Below are 15,795 nucleotides of genomic sequence, written 5' to 3'. Positions count from 1 at the left end.
CAAGGCAGGTATCGGTGGCTCAGGCCAGCAAGTCTTTCAGCGTGCGCGCAATCACCTTGGTCGCACGGCGCAGGTCTTCCAGGTCCAGGCGCTCGTCGGCGCGCTTGGCGTGCGATTCGAGCACGGTGCGTGGGCCGGCGCCGTAGATCACGCCGGGGATGCCGCGCTCCACGTACAGGCGCACGTCGGTGTACAGGGGCGTGCCCAGGGCGGGCACTGGCTCGCCCAGCAGCTCTTGCGCGTGCTTCTGGATGGCATCGACCAGGGGCTTGTTGCCGGCCAGCGGCGTCATGGCGTTGGCCAGCAGCAGGCGGCGGATGTCCACCGAGATGCCGGCGCGCTCAGCCGCTGCCTGCTCGATCACGCGGCGGATGTTGGCTTCCACCTCCACCGGGTTCTCTTCGGGGATCATGCGGCGGTCGAGCTTGAACGTAACCTTGCCGGGCACCACGTTGGTGTTGGTGCCACCTTCGATGCGGCCCACGTTCAGGTAGGGATGCTTGATGCCTGCGACGTTGGAGGTGACCTTCAGGTATTCCTGGTTCTGCGCGTACAGCGCGTTCAGGATGTGCACGGCGCCCTGCAGTGCGTCCACGCCGGTGTGGGGCACGGCGGCATGGGCCATCTTGCCGTGCACCGTTATCTCCATCTGCAGGCAGCCGTTGTGGGCGGTGACCACTTCGTACGAGAAGCCGGCCGCTATCATCAGGTCGGGCTTGGTCAGGTTGTTCTTGAGCAGCCAGCCCGGGCCGAGTTCGCCACCAAACTCTTCGTCGTAGGTGAAGTGCAGTTCCACCGCGCCATGCGTTGGCTTGGCCACGGCTTCGAGCGCGCGCAGCGCGAAGGTGAAGCTGGCGAAGTCGCTCTTGCTCACGGCGGTGGCGCGCCCGTACATCTTGCCGTCCACGATCTCGGCGCCGTAGGGGTCGTGCGTCCAGCCTTCGCCGGGGGGCACCACGTCGCCGTGGGCGTTGAGGGCGATGGTCGGGCCCTTGCCCTCAGTGCCGAACTTGCGGCGCACGATCAGGTTGGTGATCGACTCCATGCCGTAGGCCAGCACCTCGCCGGATGGCACGGCGTGCTTTTCGGCCTCGTAGCCAAAGTCACGGAGCAGCTCGGCCGTGCGCTCGGCGTGGGGCGCGTTGTTGCCTGGGGGCGTGTCGGTGGGCACGCGCACCAGCGCCTGCATGAAGCGCACTTCCTCGTCGAAGTGCTGGTCGATCCACGCATCCAGGGCGCTGTAGGTGGAGGTCAGTGGAGCGGTGGTGGCGGTCATGCGGGGGTTTCCTCGGCGATCTGGTTCAGTACATGCGTGAAGGCGTCCACGGCCAGCTGCATGTCGTTGTTGGTGGTGGATTCGAGCGGGTTGTGGCTGATGCCGGCGTTGAGCCCGCGCACAAAGAGCATGGCCTGGGGCATGATTTCGTGCAGCTTCATCGCGTCATGCCCGGCGCCGCTGGGCATGCGGAACACGGGCACGCCCAGGGCGTCCACGGCGCGCTCCCAGCGGTGTTGCCAGGCGGCGGCGCTGGGGGCGGCGGCGGCGCGCATCGATTCTTCCAGCGTGTAGCGCATGCCGCGGCGCGCGGCGATCTGGCCCAGCTGGTCGAGCACGTCTTTCACCAGCGCATCGCGCTGCGGGTCGGTGGGGGCGCGCAGGTCCAGGCTGAACTGGCAGCGGCCCGGCACCACGTTGATGGAGCCGCCGGGCACGTTCAGCAGGCCGATGGTGCCCACCGAGTCGCCGTCCTTGGCGGCGCGCTGCTCGATGTACAGGGCCAGCTCGGCCACGGCCACGGCGGCGTCGCGGCGGCGGTCCATGGGGGTGGTGCCGGCGTGGCTGGCCATGCCGATCATCTCGCCCACATAGCGCACGCCGCCGTTGATGGAGGTGACCACGCCCAGCGGCAGGTCCAGCTCGTTGAGCACCGGGCCCTGTTCGATGTGCACCTCGATGAAGCCGAGGTACTGCGCGGCGTCGCGCTGCAGCTTGGGGATATCGGCGATGCACAGGCCGGCATGCTCCATGGCGGCGCGCATGGTGACGCCGTCGGCGTCCTTCTGGTCCAGCCAGGCGGGGTTGAAATGGCCGATGAGCGCGCCCGAGCCGAGGAAGGTGGCCTTGTAGCGCTGGCCCTCTTCTTCTGCGAAGCCGATGACCTCGATGCCGAAGGGCAGGCGCCTGCCGGCGCGGTGCAGCTCGCGCACGCAGGCCATGGGCACGAAGATGCCCAGGCGCCCGTCGTACTTGCCGCCGTTGCGCACCGTGTCGTAGTGCGAGCCGGTCATCAGGTACTTGCCTTGCGCTGCACCGGGGGCAGGGTGGTAGCGGCCCACCACGTTGCCCACGGCGTCGACCTCGACCTCGTCGAACCCGCAGTCGCGCATCCAGTGGCTGATGCGCTGGGCGCAGGCGCGGTGCGCGTCGGTCAGGTAGGTGACGGTGAGCTGGCCCTTCTCGGCAAAGCCGGGGTCCGAGTGCTGGGCCAGGGTCTCCTGCCAGTCCCACACGTCGTTGCCCAGCGCGGGCTCGGCGCCGAACTTGTCGTTCAGGCGGATCTCGGCGATGCGGTGGATGTTGCGCAGCGCCTCGGCCAGCTCGAAGTCGGTGTGGTTGTCGAGCCGGCGCGCAAAGGTGGCGATGATCTCCTGGCGTGGCAGGCCCGCGCCGCGCGGCCCGCGCACCGCCAGGATGAAGGGGAAGCCGAAGCGCGTGTTGTAGTCGGCATTGAGCTGCTGGATGCGCGCGAACTCCTCGGGCGTGCACTGGGCCAGGCCCGCCTTGCTCTGCTCGTTGGTCGACTCGGCCGTGAGGCTGTTGGCCACCATGGCTTTGCCCGCGAGCTCGGGGTGGGCGCGGATCAGCGCCAGCTGTGCAGCCTGCGGCGCTGTGCGCACCGCCTGGGCCAGCGCGTGGCGCAGGTGCGCCAGCGAGCGGAAGGGGCGCTGCGCAAGGGCCTGCTCGGCGATCCACGGCGAGTGCTCGTACACGCCGTCCAGCCATTGCAGGGCGTCGGCCGGGGTGGCCGCGTTGAGTTGGTCAAGGGTGAGTGCCATGGTGGTCAGGCCTTGGTGGTGACAGTGGTGTCGTTGAAGGGGTGCACCTGGGCCCAGTGCCGCGCGATGTCCACGCGGCGTGCCACCCACACCTTGTCGTGCTGGGCGATGTGGTCCAGAAAGCGTTGCAGCGCCGTGATGCGGCCGGGGCGGCCCAGCAGGCGGCAGTGCATGCCGATGCTCATCATCTTGGGCGCGTTGTCGCCAGCGGGGTCGCCTTCGGCGTACAGGGCGTCGAAGGTGTCCTTGAGGTACTGGTAGAACGGGTCGGCGTGCGAGAAGCCCTGGGGCAGGGCAAAGCGCATGTCGTTGCAGTCCAGCGTGTAGGGCACGATGAGCTGCGGCGCCACGCTGCCGTCGGTACGCTGCACCTTCATCCAGAAGGGCAGGTCGTCGCCGTAGTAGTCGCTGTCGTATTCGAAGCCGCCGAAGTCGGCCACCAGGCGGTGGGTGTTGGGGCTGTCGCGCCCGGTGTACCAGCCGGTGGCGCGCTGGCCGGTCATGCGCTCGATGATGGCCATGGCCTCGGCCATGTGAGCGCGCTCCACCTCTTCGGGGATGTGCTGGTAGTGGATCCACTTGAGGCCGTGGCAGGCGATCTCGTGGCCGGCCTGCACGAAGGCCTGGGTCAGCTCGGGGTGGCGCTGCAGCGCGCTCGACACGCCGAACACGGTGAGCGGCAGGTTGCGCTTGTCAAACTCGCGCAGGATGCGCCACACGCCGGCACGCGAGCCGTATTCGTAGATGCCCTCCATGCTCATGTGCCGCTCGGGGTAGCTGGCGGGGTTGAACATTTCCGACAGGAACTGCTCGGAGCCCGCGTCGCCATGCAAGGTGGCGTTTTCGCCGCCCTCTTCGTAGTTGAGCACGAACTGCACGGCAATGCGCGCCTGGCCGGGCCACTGCGCATGGGGCGGGTTGCGGCCGTAGCCGACGAGGTCGCGGGGGTAGGGCAGGGTGGAGTCGTAGGTCATGGTGTCAGTGGACTTGCGAAGCGGTGACGGGGGCGAGCGCCATGGCCAGGTCGCTGGCGGGGCGCTTGCGGTCGAAGGTCAGGCTGGCCTCGACATGTTCGAGGTGCGACTGCATGAGGGCCACGGCATGGTCTTCATCGCGCGCGGCCAGGGCCGTCACGATCTCGCCATGCTCTTCGTGCGAATGCTCGGCGGCGCTGGCCGACTGGTACATCAGCGTGATCAGCGCGCAGCGCGAGATCAGGTCGCCCAGCAGGTGGGCCAGCACCTCGTTGCCCATGAGCTCGGCCATGCGCACGTGAAAGTCGCCCAGCAGCTCGGTGCGGCTGCTGGCATCGGCCGTGCCCATGGCCGCCTTCTCGCTGGCCACGTGGGCGCGCAGGGCCTTGATCTTGGCGGGCGTGACGCTGCGCACGAAGGCGCGGGTCATCTCGGTTTCGAGCATGCGGCGCACGGCGAACACCTGGCGTGCCTCTTCGACCGAGGGGGTGGAGACGAAGGCGCCGCGCGCGGGCTCCAGCGTGACCAGCTTGTTCTGCGCCATCTGGAACAGCGCCTGGCGCACCAGCGTGCGCGAGACGCCAAAATGGTCGGCAAGCTTCTGCTCGGCGAGCTTGGTGCCCGGCTGCAGGCGGTGTTCAACGATGGCGCGGGTCAACGCCTCGACGATGGCACTGGTGGATGAAGATTCCATGGCGACATGATAGGAGGATTGGCCAAAAGTGTATACACTTTTAGTCTACAGGTCGCATTTTTACGGCCTCCATCCTTCAGGAGATTCCCTATGGGCTTGAGCACACATGTTCTGGACACGATGCACGGCTGCCCTGCTGCCGGCATGGAAGTGGCCCTGTATTCCACCCACGGCGACGCCGCCACCTTGCTGCAGCGCCTGGTGCTCAACCACGATGGCCGCACCGATGCGCCGCTGTTCGACAACGCCAGCGTGCGTGCCGGCACCTACCGGCTGCGCTTTGACGTGGCGGGGTACTTCAAGGCCAAAGGCGTCACTTTGCCCGAGCCGAACTTTCTGAACCAGGTGAGCCTGGACTTCGGCATTGCGCACGAAGACCAGCACTACCACGTGCCGCTGCTGGTGAGCCCGTGGAGCTACTCGACGTACAGGGGCTCTTAGAGCTGGCCTTCGGTGAGGGTATCGAGTTGGAACTTGCCGCTCTTGTCCCACAGCCAGGTCTCGGTGTAGGTCACCTTGCCCATGCGGGTGGGCACCGGGAAGGGGGCGGCGGCGCGGATGGTGCGCTCGATCTCCTTGACCACCTCGGGCGCATGGCGCGGGGCGCGCAGCCAGTTCACCCGCGTGACCTTGCCGGTGCGGTCGATGTCCACCTCGATCACGCCGATGGCGTACAGCTGGGGTTGCAGCTTGCCCTTGAAGATGCGCTCGGCGTTCATGCCGTAGAGGTGGGTGGCGCCGTCCTGCCGGTAGGCGCGGGGCGTGGCGGCCGCCGAGGGGCGGGCCGAGCCCGCGGTGGCCGGCACCGGGCCCTTCACGCCCTGGATGTCGGTACTGGTGGGAGGGCGGCTCTCTGGCGTGGCTGGTGCGGGTGTGGATTCGGGCGCAGACTTGCAGGAAGCGACCAAGGCGCCAACAGCGGCCATGATGCCCGCCAGCAGCCAGTGGCGGCCTTTGCCGGGGCGTTGATTGGGCGGGGTATCGGGCATGGTGGGCTGGTGGTGTAACGAAAGGACGGCGGCAGTGGAGAACTTGCTTTTGTTGCTGGAAGGCCTTGCGGCCGAACCGGCGTGTCTGGTGACAGTGGAGTCTACCCAAGGCTCCGTGCCGCGTGAATCGGGCGCGTGGATGGCCGTGTTCGCAGGCAGGTTGGTGGGCACCATCGGCGGCGGCCACCTGGAGCACCAGGCCATCGCCGAGGCGCGCCGCCGCCTGGCGGACCCCAGCGCCGCGAACGACCCGGCACCGATGCGCTTTGCCCTGGGCCCGGCGCTCGGCCAGTGCTGCGGTGGCGTGGTGTACCTCGAATTCGAATGTGTGGCCGCGCAGGACGCACCGGTCCTGGCCCGGCGCCTGACGGCCGATTTGCACCCGGTGGCGCTGTTCGGCGGCGGCCATGTGGGCCATGCCCTGGCGCGCACGCTGGCGCCGCTGCCCTTTGCGCTGACCTGGATCGACAGCCGTGACGGGATTTTCCCCGCCGCGCTGCCGCCCAACGTGCACTGCGAACATTCCGAGCCCGTGCAGATGGCCATGACCGCGCTGGCACCCGGCTCGCGCGTGCTCATCATGAGCTTCAGCCACGCCGAAGACCTGGACGTGGTGGCCGCCTGCCTCAAGCGCCAGCGTGAGCGCGGCGACCTGCCGTTCATCGGGCTCATCGGCAGCAAGACCAAGTGGGCCACCTTCACCAGCCGGCTCACGGCGCGGGGCTTCAGCCCGCGCGAGCTGGCGCAGGTGACCTGCCCCATCGGCGTGCCGGGCATCCCCGGCAAGGAGCCCGAGGTGATTGCCGTGGCCGTGGCGGCACAGCTGTTGCAGTCGGTTGCCGCAGCCCAGGCTGTCGCAAATCCGCTGCAAGGGTATTCACAGGCCTGAAAGGCCGGCGACAGGACTGGAATCGGGAACAATTCCTGCATACACTTTCACACAGGATCTGAACCGGCCGTTTGGCGTGGTTCGGGGCCTTTGGGTCGCAGCGGTGCCCCGGCAGACATTGCCAAGGTGCGCGACCCCATCTTCTGCTCAGAGCGCCCGCAGTGGTGAGCAGGTTGTACAGCGGTGTGTTCCCCCCACGCCGCCAAGGTTGAGAAAAAATGGAAAACTACCTTCTCGACTGGGCCAACCTGCTGCTGCGCTGGGTCCATGTCATCACCGCCATCGCCTGGGTTGGCTCGTCGTTCTACTTCGTCTTTCTGGACAGCAGCCTCACGCCGCCCGAAGACGAGGACCTCAAGAAGCAGGGCGTGAGCGGCGAGCTCTGGGCCGTGCACGGCGGCGGGTTCTACCACCCGGTCAAGTTCGCCGTCTCCCCGCCCGAGCTGCCCAAGCACCTGCACTGGTTCTATTGGGAAAGCTACAGCACCTGGCTCAGCGGCTTTGCGCTGTTTACCCTGTCCTACCTGTGGAGCGCGGGCACCTACCTGATCGACAAGTCGCGCATGGACTGGGCTCCGCCCGCGGCCATTGGCGCGGCGCTGGCCTTTTTGGTGGTGTTCTGGCTGCTGTACGACGGCATCTGCCGCATCTTCGGGCAAAAGAAGAACGGCGACGCCATCGTCGGCGGGCTGGTGCTGGTGCTGGTGTGCATCGCCTCGTGGCTGGCCTGCCACCTGTTCGCCGGGCGTGCGGCCTTTTTGCTGGTGGGGGCGATGATCGCCACCTCGATGAGCGCCAACGTGTTCTTCTGGATCATCCCTGGCCAGCGCACCGTGGTGCGCCAGATCCGCACCGGGCAGAACGTGGACCCGATCCACGGCAAGCGCGGCAAGCAGCGCAGCGTGCACAACACCTATTTCACGCTGCCGGTGATCTTTGCGATGCTGAGCAACCACTACAGCTTTACCTGGAGCCACCCACAGAACTGGCTGGTGCTGATCATCATGATGTTTGCGGGCGCCGCCATCCGCCAGTTCTTCGTGATGCGCCACGGCTACAAGCTCGGCCGCAACCCGAACCCGCTGCCCTATGCGCTGGTGGGCGTGGTGGCCCTGGTCGGCGCGATTGTCTGGATGCGGCCCGCGCCGGTACCAGCGCCCGCGCCCGTGGCTGCCGCCAAGCCGGCGGCGGTGGCGGCCCCTGCGGCCTCCAGCGCCTCCACGGCTTCGCAGGCTGCGCCTGCTCCTGCGGCACCCGCTGCGGCCGGCGGGGGCAGCGACTTCGCTGCCGTGCAGACGGTGCTCGAACAACGCTGCTATTTGTGCCATGGCGCCCAGGTGCAGATGAAGAACATGCGCCTGGATTCACCGGCCCTGGTCAAGCAGCACGCCCAGGCGGTCTACCAGCAGGCCGTGGTGCAAAAGCTCATGCCCATGAACAATGCCACGCAGATGACCGACGCCGAGCGCGCGCTGATCGGCCGCTGGTTCCAGGACGGCGCGAAGGTGCCCTGATGCTGCGCTGATATCAGGCCGCCAGAACGCTTTGCAGAGCGCGCAGGGCGTTGTGCGGCGGCCCGGGCAGCTCGCCGCCGTGCAGCACCACGCCGGTGGATGCGAGCTTGGCCTCGTGCTTGGCCACGGCGGCCAGGTTGGCCACCTCTTCGGCATGGCGGTAGGTGCCGGGCTGTATGCGCACGGCGCCAATGGCCAGCGTGGTGCACGGAAAGAAGCGGCGCACGCCGTGGCGGTCTTCGGAGTGGATGCCGCCCATGGCACGCGCGCCGTCGTCGAACAGGGTCAGCGCCTCGCGCGCGAACTCGTCCACGATGTTCTTGCAGCGCTGCAGCCAGTTGCTGCTCTGGAAGATGAGCATGAAATCGTCGCCGCCCACATGGCCCACGAAGTCGCGCCGCGCGTCGCAGTGCGTGGTGGCCAGGCGCGCCACCAGGCGGATCATCTGGTCGCCGCGCCAGTAGCCGTAGTGGTCGTTGAAGGGCTTGAAGTTGTTCAGGTCCGCATAGCAGGCCACGAACTCGGTGCCGCTCTCCAGCAGGCGCTGCATGTGCATGCTGATGGGGATGTTGCCGGGCAGAAAGGTCAGCGGGTTGGCGTGGCGTGCGGCCTCGATGCGTGTCTCGGTCACCGCGCGCACCAGCTGGTCGCCGGTGCCCAGGCCCACGTAGCGGCCGTTGTCGGTGACGATGTAGCCATCGCTCAGGTAGCGCTGGTCCTGCGAGGTGAGGATGCCCACGAGCTGGTCCACGTCGCAGTCGAGCTCCACCACGCGCGGCGTGCTGTTGGCAAAGACGATGCAGGGCTTGCGGCCATGCACTTCGCGAAAGTACAGCGTGGCGTAGTGGTTCATGAACTGCTGGCGGTTGATCAACGCCACGGGGCGCGTTCCGTCCACCACGGCCAGCGCATGCAGGTCCACCCGCTCCTGCAGCAGGGCGGCCACCTCGTCGTTGCTGGTGGCCGGTGTCACGGTGGGTGCCTGCACCACCATCAGGCTGCGCAGAATGCCCGGGCGCGCCGTCTGGCCCAGGTGCGGCAGCACGGCGACGCGGCGGTCCTGCAGCACGTCGAGCGCGGGGCCGTCGATGGCCTCGCGCGGGGTGCGCGCCGGGCGCCCCAGCACCCAGCCCTGGCCGTAGGGGATGGCCAGGTCGCGCAGGGCGCGCAGGTCGTCGCGCGTCTCGATGCCCTCGGCGATCAGCGTGGTGCCGAACACGTCGGCGATGCCCTTGATGGCTTGCAGCATCTGCAGGTTCTCGGGGTGCTCGCTGATGTCGTGGATGAAATAGCGGTCGATCTTCACGAAGTCGGGCTTGACCTCGGACCACAGGCGCAGGCTGGAGCGCCCGTCGCCGAAATCGTCGAGCGCCAGGCGCGCGCCGCAGGCATGCACCTCGCGGATGGCCTCGCGCAGCGCGGGCATGTCGGTCACGCGCTCGTGCTCGGTGATCTCGAACACCAGCATGCGTGCGCTCACGCCGAAGGCGCGCACCGTCTCGCCCAGGCGGCGCTCGCCACAAAGGGCCACGGCATGCACCAATGCATCGGCGCTGATGTTCACGAACAGCCGTCCGGGCGCACCATGGTCGCCCCAGTCGCGCAGCGCCGTGAAAACGCACACCAGCTCGAAATCCAGCAGCAGGCCCTCGCGCCGCGCCAGGTCCAGCAGCACGTCGGGCGTGTGCAGGGCTGAGCCCTCGGGGCCGCGGATCAGGGCCTCATGGGCAAAGATGCTGCCTTCGCGCAGGTCCCCGAGCGGCTGGAACACGCAGTACAGGCCGCCACCGCGCATCAGCCGCGCCAGCGGTCCCGACCCCAGCCGTGCGGCGGGCGACAGCAGCGCGAGCATGCGGTCGAGACGTTCTTGCTTGGGGTGCGCCATGGTTGCAATTTGTCACTTCTAGGGGGTTCACCATACCGGGCGGGTGTGACATTTGCGTTACAGCGGCCCCGGGTTTACACCGGTCCGCCCGAGGCCACGCACAATGTGCACCATGCCCGACATCTCTCTTCCCCAACCCGGCCTGTTGCCTGATTTTCACACCGATCCGCGCGGCTTTCTGCGGGGCCTGTTCGACGTTGCCGTGCGCAGCGCCCAGCCCCTGCACGGCATGCGCGCCTGGCTGCCAGCGCCCCCGCGCGGGCGCACCCTGGTGCTGGGGGGCGGCAAGGCCGGTGGCGCCATGGCCCAGGCGCTCGAAGCCCTGTGGCCGCACGACGCGCCGCTGTCGGGCCTGGTGGTCACCCGCTACGGGCATGTGCCGCCGCGGCCCGAAGGCCTGGTGCAGCGCATCGAGGTGGTCGAGGCCGCGCACCCCGTGCCCGACGCCGCCGGCGAGGCCGCTGCCCAGCGCCTGCTGGATCTGACCGAGGGCCTCACCGCCGACGACCTGGTGCTGTGCCTGATCTCGGGCGGGGGCTCCTCGCTGCTCACCCTGCCGGGCGAGGGCCTCACGCTCGATGACAAGCAGCGCATCAACCGCGCGCTGCTCGAGAGCGGGGCCGACATCGCCGAGATGAACTGCGTGCGCAAGCACCTCTCGCGCATCAAGGGCGGGCGGCTGGCGGCGGCCTGCGCGCCAGCGCGCGTGGTCACGCTGACCATCAGCGACGTGCCGGGCGACGACCCTTCGGTCATCGCCAGCGGCCCCACCGTGCCCGATGCCACCACCTGCGCCGATGCGCTGGCCATCCTGGTGCGCTACGGCATCGAGGTGCCGCACCAGACCCTGCAGGCCCTGCGCGACGGTGCGCTGGAAACCCCCAAGCCCGGCGACGCCGTGTTCGAAGGCCATGCCGTGCACCTGGTGGCCACGCCCTGGCAGGCGCTGGAGGCCGCAGCTGCGGCGGCGCGCGCGGCGGGCGTGGATGCCGTCATCCTCTCGGACGAGATCGAAGGCGAGTCGCGCGACGTGGGCAAGGTGCATGCGGCCATGGCGCGCTCGGTGGCGCGCCGGGGCCAGCCGTTCACGAAGCCCTGCGTCATCCTCTCGGGTGGCGAAACCACGGTCACGGTGCGCCCGCGCGCGCCCGATGCCCCGCGCGGGCGTGGCGGTCGCGCCGGGGAGTTCTGCCTGGGGCTGGCCAAGGCGCTGCAGGGCGAGCCATCGGTCTGGGCCCTGGCGGCCGACACCGACGGCATCGACGGCGTGGAGAACAACGCGGGCGCCTTCGTGGTACCCGACACCTTGCACCGCGCCCACGCGGCGGGTGCCGACATCGAAGACGCCCTGCAGCGCAACGACGCCTGGGGCTACTTCGCGGCCCTGGGCGACCTGCTGGTCACCGGGCCCACGCACACCAATGTGAACGACTTCCGGGCGATCCTGGTGCTATAGCTCAAAACCTGTGGCGCACGCCCAGGCCAAAGCTGTTGCCGGTGGTGCGCGCCGTGATGCGGTCGTTCATCAGCATCGCGTAGAGGTCGGTGCGCTTGGATAGGAAGTGGTCGTAGCCCAGCGTGAAGGTCTTGCGCGACACATCGGTGGCCGTCATCTCGGTTTGGGCCCACGAGGCCAGCACCTTGCCAGTGCTGAACACCGGTACGGCCACGCCCAACTGCAGGGTCTTGGCCTTGTTGGTGGTGTTGTCGGCTTTGGCCTGGCCGTAGCTGGCGAAGGCCTTGACCACGGTGAAGTCGTAGGCGCCACCCAGCATCCAGTCGGCCTTGGTGGTGCCCAGGTAGGTGTTGGGCACGGCGGGGTTGCTGACCTGGTCGCGCTCATAGAAGCCGGTCAGCGTGAGCGGGCCGTTGAAGTACAGCGCGTTCAGGCCAATGTTCTTCTTGCCGTTGTCATTGGCGACCTCACCCACCTGGTAGTGCGCGTTCACGGTGAGCCCACCCATGCTCGGCGTGCTGTAGATGATTTCGTTGGACCAGCCCGTGTCCGACGGCGTGGTGGCCGTCCAGCCGGTGCCGTTGAACAGCGGCACGTTCATGTGCAGGATCAGCGGCGCGAAGGTGAACGAATCGCCCATCGGGTTCGACAGGATCGAGGGCAGGAAGTTGGGCGCCAGGCCCCGGCCCACGGTCACCGTGCCGAAGCCGCCCGACAGGCCCACGTTGGCATCGCGCGAGAAGAAGGTGTCGTTCACGAAGCGGCCCTGCACTCCGCTGTCCACCTTGATGAACGAGGTCAGCGCGAAGTTGGCCTTGAGGCCGCCGCCGAGGTCTTCGGTGCCCTTGACGCCGAACCACGAGGTGGTCATGCCACCGCTGTTGAGCACCGTGGCGCGGCCGGCATCACCCGCGTTGCGCAGGGAGCCGACGAACACGTCGGTCAGGCCCATGAGTTGCACTGAGCTCTGGGCGTGGGTGGCAGCAGTGGCGCACAGCAGGGCGCCACCGAGCGAGAGGGCAATCAGGTTTGTTTTCATTGTGTACTCCTGGGGTGAGGGGGCACCGGGTAGGCGGTGCTTCGGATGCAGTCCTGCTATGGGTGCACCTTGGTGCACGGGCGGGAGCAGCGGCGGGGACTTCGCAAGTTCCATGCCCCTGATGAACAAGTGCTTACAGAAAACGGACAGCCCCCTGGCGGGCAGGGACCAGGCATGCGGCATGCATGGCGCCGGTTTGATCTTGCTCAATGTGCCCGCTGCCCCGGCGCGGCACAGTTCGGGCCATGCTGCCCTCTTCGCTTCTTTCCCTGCCTGCACAGTTCCAGGTCGCTGCGGCCGGTGACGTGCTGCGGCACCGCCACCAGACGCTGGACACCGCAGTGCACCTGGAGCGCGGGCGTGTACTGCTCGGGGTGTGCGAGCGCGGCCAGATGCGCCACCAACTGGGTGTGGTGGAGGCGCCGTTCTGGCTTGACGCCGCCTCGGCGCTGCTGGGGGAGCCCTGCGCGGTGGACATGGTGGCGCAGACCCAGGTGCAGCTGCGCCATCTGCCGGTGGACGTGTTTCGCAGCCACTGCGAGGCGCTGCCCCCGGCAGCGCAGGCTCTGTTGCGCGACATGGCCACGGGCTACCTGCAGCAGTCGGGCCTGGCGGTGAGCCGCCTCGCGCAGGACGCCCAGGCGCGCTGCGCGCAGTGGCTGCTGCAGAACGCCGAGCCGGACACGGGCGGCGCCATGAGCGTCACCCTGCACCAGCGCAAGCGGCTCATTGCCGCGCAACTGGGCATCGCCCCCGAGACCTTCTCGCGCGTGATGCGCCACCTGCGCGAGCACGGCCTGGTGGCCGGCACCGGCAACGTGCTCAGGCTGCCCCAGCCGATGGCGCTGCAGTCGGTTGCAGGCGGCTGAGCCAGGACCGCTAACCCCCTGCTGGCGGCGCAGTCCATGAAACTGGCGCGCCGCAAAACCAGTGCTCCCGTGCAAGGGCCGCCCCGCCGCACCGGGAGCGTCCCCCTCCCGACTCGCGCAGCGAGTCGAGAGAGGGGTGAAGGCGCGAAGCGACTCATGGGGTGTTTTCTCTCAGGGTTTTTCCTTGGGGGCATGTGAGGGTTCCACCCAAGCCCCTACGGGCGGGTGCTGCGTATATTCGTTGGAAGCCCTGTTGTTTCCCACAGTTCCCATGCCCGCCTCCCTCATCGTCCGCACCTGCAGCACTCCCCACCGGGACAGCGCATGACGCCACCCGCGAACCCCGTCGCTGCCGCGCAAGAGCCTGCCTTGAGCCTGCCGGGCTCCCTGGTGCTGCGGCTGATGGCGGTGGCTGCGCTGGTGGTGGTGCTGGCGAGCGCGGCGTCGGTGTGGCTGGTCTCGCGTGCCGCAGGCCAGGAGGCCATGCGCCGCGTGGTCGGCCAGCAGACCGACGAGGTGGAGGTGGTGGCGCGGCTGTTGGCCAGCAAGATCGAGCAGAGCCAGAAGGTGCTGCGCACGGTGGCACAGGGCATCACGCCGGCCATGCTCGAATCGCCGTCGTCGCTGGACTGGCTGCTGCAGCAGGGCCTGCCTGCGGTGGGGTTCTTCGACGCCCTGCAGGTGGCCCGCAAGGATGGCGAGCTCCGACTCAACATCCGCGCGGGCCAGTTGATCAAGGCGGCCGACCTGGACCCGGCGGAGCGCGATGCCCTGCGCCGCACGCTGATCGATGGCAAACCCCAGGTGTCGGAGCTGATTGCCGGGCGCACCAGCAATGCGCGCATCCTGTTCACGCTGCCGTTGCACAGCGAGGAGGGCGCCGTGTTGGGCGTGGTCGCGGGGGCGCTCAGGCTGCAGTCGCAGGGCCTGCTGCCGCAGTCCATGGCGCTGCCGGCGCGCGATGACTCGCGCCTGGTGGTCTTCACCCGCGACGGCACCATCCTCTCGCACACCGACCCCGCGCGCATCATGGGCCAGGTGCGTGACGAGCCGGGCCTGGCCCCGGTGTTCGCCGAGTGGCTGCGCCGCGCGCAGCCCGTGGTCGGGCGTGGGGTCACCGAGGTGCAGCCCGACCACATCGTGAGCGTGGCCGGCATGCCGCTGCCGCAGTGGTTCGTGGCCCGGGTCAGCAATTCGCAGGCGCTGCTGGCGCCGCTGCAGGGTGCCCAGCGCGATGCCTGGTGGCTGGCCGCCGCAGTGATTGCCCTGGGCGTGCTGCTGCTGGCCACTGCCATGGCCTGGATGGCCCAGCCCCTGGCCCAGCTGTGCCGGGGCGCGCAGCAGCTGCTGCGCCACGATGCCCGGGGCGCCATCGAGTGGCCCGGTGGCCGGGGCGAGGTGGGCGCGCTGGTGCGGGTGTTCGACGGGCTGGCGCAGCAAAAGCGGCAGCAGGACCACCTGCACGCCCTGCTGCACGGGCAGTTCCAGGCCATCCTGCAGAACGCCTCGGTGGGCATCGTCATCACGCGCCATGGCGTGCTCGAAGTGGTGGGGCGGCAGGCCTGCCTGACGCTGGGCTACGCCGAGGGTGAACTGCAGGGCCGGCCGGCACGCACGCTGTATGGCTCTGACGCCGACTATGCCCGCCTGGGCGAGCGGGTGCAGTCGGCCTTCGCGGCGCATGGCACCTTCGATGGGGACGTGTGCTTCGTGCGCAAGGACGGCAGCCCCGTCTGGGCGCGCGTGCAGGGCCGCAAGGTGAATTCGGAGGCCCTGGGCGGGGGCACGGTGTGGATGCTGGAGGACATCACCGCCGCGCGCGAGGCCCAGTACCAGCAGGCCTGGGAGCTCACGCACGATGCCCTCACACAGTTGCACAACCGCTCGGCCTTCGACCACCGCCTGGCCCTGCTGCTGGCCGAGCGCTCGACGCGCACGCGAACCATCGGCGCACCGGGCGCACCGGTGGCCGATGCACCCGACGACGGGGTGATGCTGTTCCTGGACCTCGACCATTTCACGCTGGTCAACGACGTGGCGGGCCACGACGCGGGCGACGACGTGCTGCGCCACGTGGCCCGGCTCATCGAGACCCAGGTGCGCCAGGTGGGCTGGTCTGCACGCCTGGGCGGCGACGAGTTCGCCGTGGTTCTGCCCGGTTGCCCGCTGGCGCGCGGCCAGGCCGTGGCCGAACAGCTGCGCGCCACGGTGCAGGCCTGGGAGCCGTCCTACCAGGGGCGCAGCTTCACGCTGGGTGTGAGCATCGGCCTGGTGGTGCTCGACGCCCACCTGCACGACGTGGCCTCGGTGCTGAATGCAGCCGACATGGCCTGCTACGACGCCAAGCGCGCCGGGCGCAACCGGGTCGAAACCCGGCATGCGCGCGACATGACCTCATCGGGCCGGATGGCCCTGGGACCGTATTGATG

At 68.7% G+C, this 15,795-nt stretch carries 13 protein-coding genes; 6 read left to right on the top strand and 7 right to left on the bottom strand.

Translation table 11 applies throughout. The annotated features are described in order from the left end of the window. Positions 1-19: 19 nt before the first annotated feature. The 4 genes from ACSQ9E_RS22800 to ACSQ9E_RS22785 are packed head-to-tail and all read right to left on the bottom strand — an operon-like array spanning position 20 to position 4,725. Entirely contained in the window at positions 20-1,276 is a 1,257-nt protein-coding gene (locus tag ACSQ9E_RS22800; protein WP_436219250.1) for a M20 family metallopeptidase, read from the bottom strand. Next, entirely contained in the window at positions 1,273-3,057 is a 1,785-nt protein-coding gene (gene uraD, locus ACSQ9E_RS22795; RefSeq protein WP_436176966.1) for a 2-oxo-4-hydroxy-4-carboxy-5-ureidoimidazoline decarboxylase, read from the bottom strand. Before uraD ends, ACSQ9E_RS22800 begins: the two co-directional genes overlap by 4 nt. A gap of 5 nt (positions 3,058-3,062) precedes the next feature. After that, positions 3,063-4,031 carry an allantoinase PuuE gene (gene puuE / locus ACSQ9E_RS22790; protein ID WP_057264816.1) on the bottom strand — a complete coding sequence of 323 codons (969 nt, stop codon included), beginning with the start codon at positions 4,029-4,031 and terminating at the stop codon, positions 3,063-3,065. A 4-nt stretch (positions 4,032-4,035) separates the two neighbouring features. Next, positions 4,036-4,725: a GntR family transcriptional regulator gene (locus tag ACSQ9E_RS22785; RefSeq protein ID WP_436219249.1), complete on the bottom strand. Its 690-nt coding sequence runs from the start codon at positions 4,723-4,725 to the stop codon at positions 4,036-4,038. 90 nt (positions 4,726-4,815) lie between these two features. On the opposite strand from ACSQ9E_RS22785, the gene uraH reads away from it, so the two are divergent. After that, on the top strand, positions 4,816-5,166 hold the full coding sequence (gene uraH, locus ACSQ9E_RS22780) for a hydroxyisourate hydrolase (protein WP_057201427.1): 351 nt from the start codon (positions 4,816-4,818) through the stop codon (positions 5,164-5,166). On the opposite strand, the gene ACSQ9E_RS22775 is transcribed toward uraH, so the two are convergent. Continuing rightward, positions 5,163-5,714 carry a hypothetical protein gene (locus ACSQ9E_RS22775; protein WP_436219248.1) on the bottom strand — a complete coding sequence of 184 codons (552 nt, stop codon included), beginning with the start codon at positions 5,712-5,714 and terminating at the stop codon, positions 5,163-5,165. The genes uraH and ACSQ9E_RS22775 overlap by 4 nt on opposite strands. Here ACSQ9E_RS22775 and xdhC point away from each other — a divergent pair. Together xdhC and ACSQ9E_RS22765 are read left to right on the top strand one after the other, a co-directional pair. Continuing rightward, positions 5,713-6,603, top strand: coding sequence for a xanthine dehydrogenase accessory protein XdhC (gene xdhC, locus ACSQ9E_RS22770; RefSeq protein WP_436219247.1), 891 nt, complete (start codon positions 5,713-5,715; stop codon positions 6,601-6,603). The genes ACSQ9E_RS22775 and xdhC overlap by 2 nt on opposite strands. A 218-nt stretch (positions 6,604-6,821) precedes the next feature. Continuing rightward, positions 6,822-8,117 (top strand): urate hydroxylase PuuD, encoded by a 1,296-nt coding sequence (locus ACSQ9E_RS22765; protein ID WP_057201425.1) that lies wholly within the window; start codon positions 6,822-6,824, stop codon positions 8,115-8,117. Between the two features lie 13 nt (positions 8,118-8,130). Here the strand turns inward: ACSQ9E_RS22765 and ACSQ9E_RS22760 are convergent, their stop codons facing one another. After that, positions 8,131-10,002, bottom strand: coding sequence for an EAL domain-containing protein (locus ACSQ9E_RS22760; RefSeq protein WP_436219246.1), 1,872 nt, complete (start codon positions 10,000-10,002; stop codon positions 8,131-8,133). 112 nt (positions 10,003-10,114) lie between these two features. On the opposite strand from ACSQ9E_RS22760, the gene ACSQ9E_RS22755 reads away from it, so the two are divergent. After that, positions 10,115-11,458 (top strand): glycerate kinase type-2 family protein, encoded by a 1,344-nt coding sequence (locus ACSQ9E_RS22755; RefSeq protein WP_436219245.1) that lies wholly within the window; start codon positions 10,115-10,117, stop codon positions 11,456-11,458. Position 11,459: 1 nt separating this feature from the next. On the opposite strand, the gene ACSQ9E_RS22750 is transcribed toward ACSQ9E_RS22755, so the two are convergent. Continuing rightward, complete coding sequence (locus ACSQ9E_RS22750; RefSeq protein WP_057201423.1) at positions 11,460-12,497, bottom strand: porin; 1,038 nt, start codon at positions 12,495-12,497, stop codon at positions 11,460-11,462. A 245-nt stretch (positions 12,498-12,742) separates the two neighbouring features. Here ACSQ9E_RS22750 and ACSQ9E_RS22745 point away from each other — a divergent pair, with 245 nt between their 5' ends. Both ACSQ9E_RS22745 and ACSQ9E_RS22740 read left to right on the top strand, forming a co-directional pair. Then, on the top strand, positions 12,743-13,366 hold the full coding sequence (locus ACSQ9E_RS22745) for a Crp/Fnr family transcriptional regulator (RefSeq protein ID WP_057201517.1): 624 nt from the start codon (positions 12,743-12,745) through the stop codon (positions 13,364-13,366). A gap of 324 nt (positions 13,367-13,690) precedes the next feature. Then, positions 13,691-15,793, top strand: coding sequence for a diguanylate cyclase domain-containing protein (locus ACSQ9E_RS22740; RefSeq protein WP_436219244.1), 2,103 nt, complete (start codon positions 13,691-13,693; stop codon positions 15,791-15,793). The last annotated feature ends 2 nt before the right edge of the window (positions 15,794-15,795 follow it).

The organism is Acidovorax sp. LjRoot118 (assembly GCF_964253575.1).
GTDB lineage: Bacteria > Pseudomonadota > Gammaproteobacteria > Burkholderiales > Burkholderiaceae_C > Acidovorax.
Note: the sequence above shows the minus strand (reverse complement) of the source record. Positions and strands in the feature narration are given on the sequence as shown.

Excerpts from the sequence above, each read along its gene's own strand:
- ACSQ9E_RS22800 (WP_436219250.1), bottom strand. The coding sequence starts at position 1,276 with ATGACCGCCACCACCGCTCCACTGACCTCCACCTACAGCGCCCTGGAT.
- uraD (WP_436176966.1), bottom strand. The coding sequence starts at position 3,057 with ATGGCACTCACCCTTGACCAACTCAACGCGGCCACCCCGGCCGACGCC.
- puuE (WP_057264816.1), bottom strand. The coding sequence starts at position 4,031 with ATGACCTACGACTCCACCCTGCCCTACCCCCGCGACCTCGTCGGCTAC.
- ACSQ9E_RS22785 (WP_436219249.1), bottom strand. The coding sequence starts at position 4,725 with ATGGAATCTTCATCCACCAGTGCCATCGTCGAGGCGTTGACCCGCGCC.
- uraH (WP_057201427.1), top strand. The coding sequence starts at position 4,816 with ATGGGCTTGAGCACACATGTTCTGGACACGATGCACGGCTGCCCTGCT.
- xdhC (WP_436219247.1), top strand. The coding sequence starts at position 5,713 with ATGGTGGGCTGGTGGTGTAACGAAAGGACGGCGGCAGTGGAGAACTTG.
- ACSQ9E_RS22775 (WP_436219248.1), bottom strand. The coding sequence starts at position 5,714 with ATGCCCGATACCCCGCCCAATCAACGCCCCGGCAAAGGCCGCCACTGG.
- ACSQ9E_RS22765 (WP_057201425.1), top strand. The coding sequence starts at position 6,822 with ATGGAAAACTACCTTCTCGACTGGGCCAACCTGCTGCTGCGCTGGGTC.
- ACSQ9E_RS22760 (WP_436219246.1), bottom strand. The coding sequence starts at position 10,002 with ATGGCGCACCCCAAGCAAGAACGTCTCGACCGCATGCTCGCGCTGCTG.
- ACSQ9E_RS22755 (WP_436219245.1), top strand. The coding sequence starts at position 10,115 with ATGCCCGACATCTCTCTTCCCCAACCCGGCCTGTTGCCTGATTTTCAC.
- ACSQ9E_RS22750 (WP_057201423.1), bottom strand. The coding sequence starts at position 12,497 with ATGAAAACAAACCTGATTGCCCTCTCGCTCGGTGGCGCCCTGCTGTGC.
- ACSQ9E_RS22745 (WP_057201517.1), top strand. The coding sequence starts at position 12,743 with ATGCTGCCCTCTTCGCTTCTTTCCCTGCCTGCACAGTTCCAGGTCGCT.
- ACSQ9E_RS22740 (WP_436219244.1), top strand. The coding sequence starts at position 13,691 with ATGACGCCACCCGCGAACCCCGTCGCTGCCGCGCAAGAGCCTGCCTTG.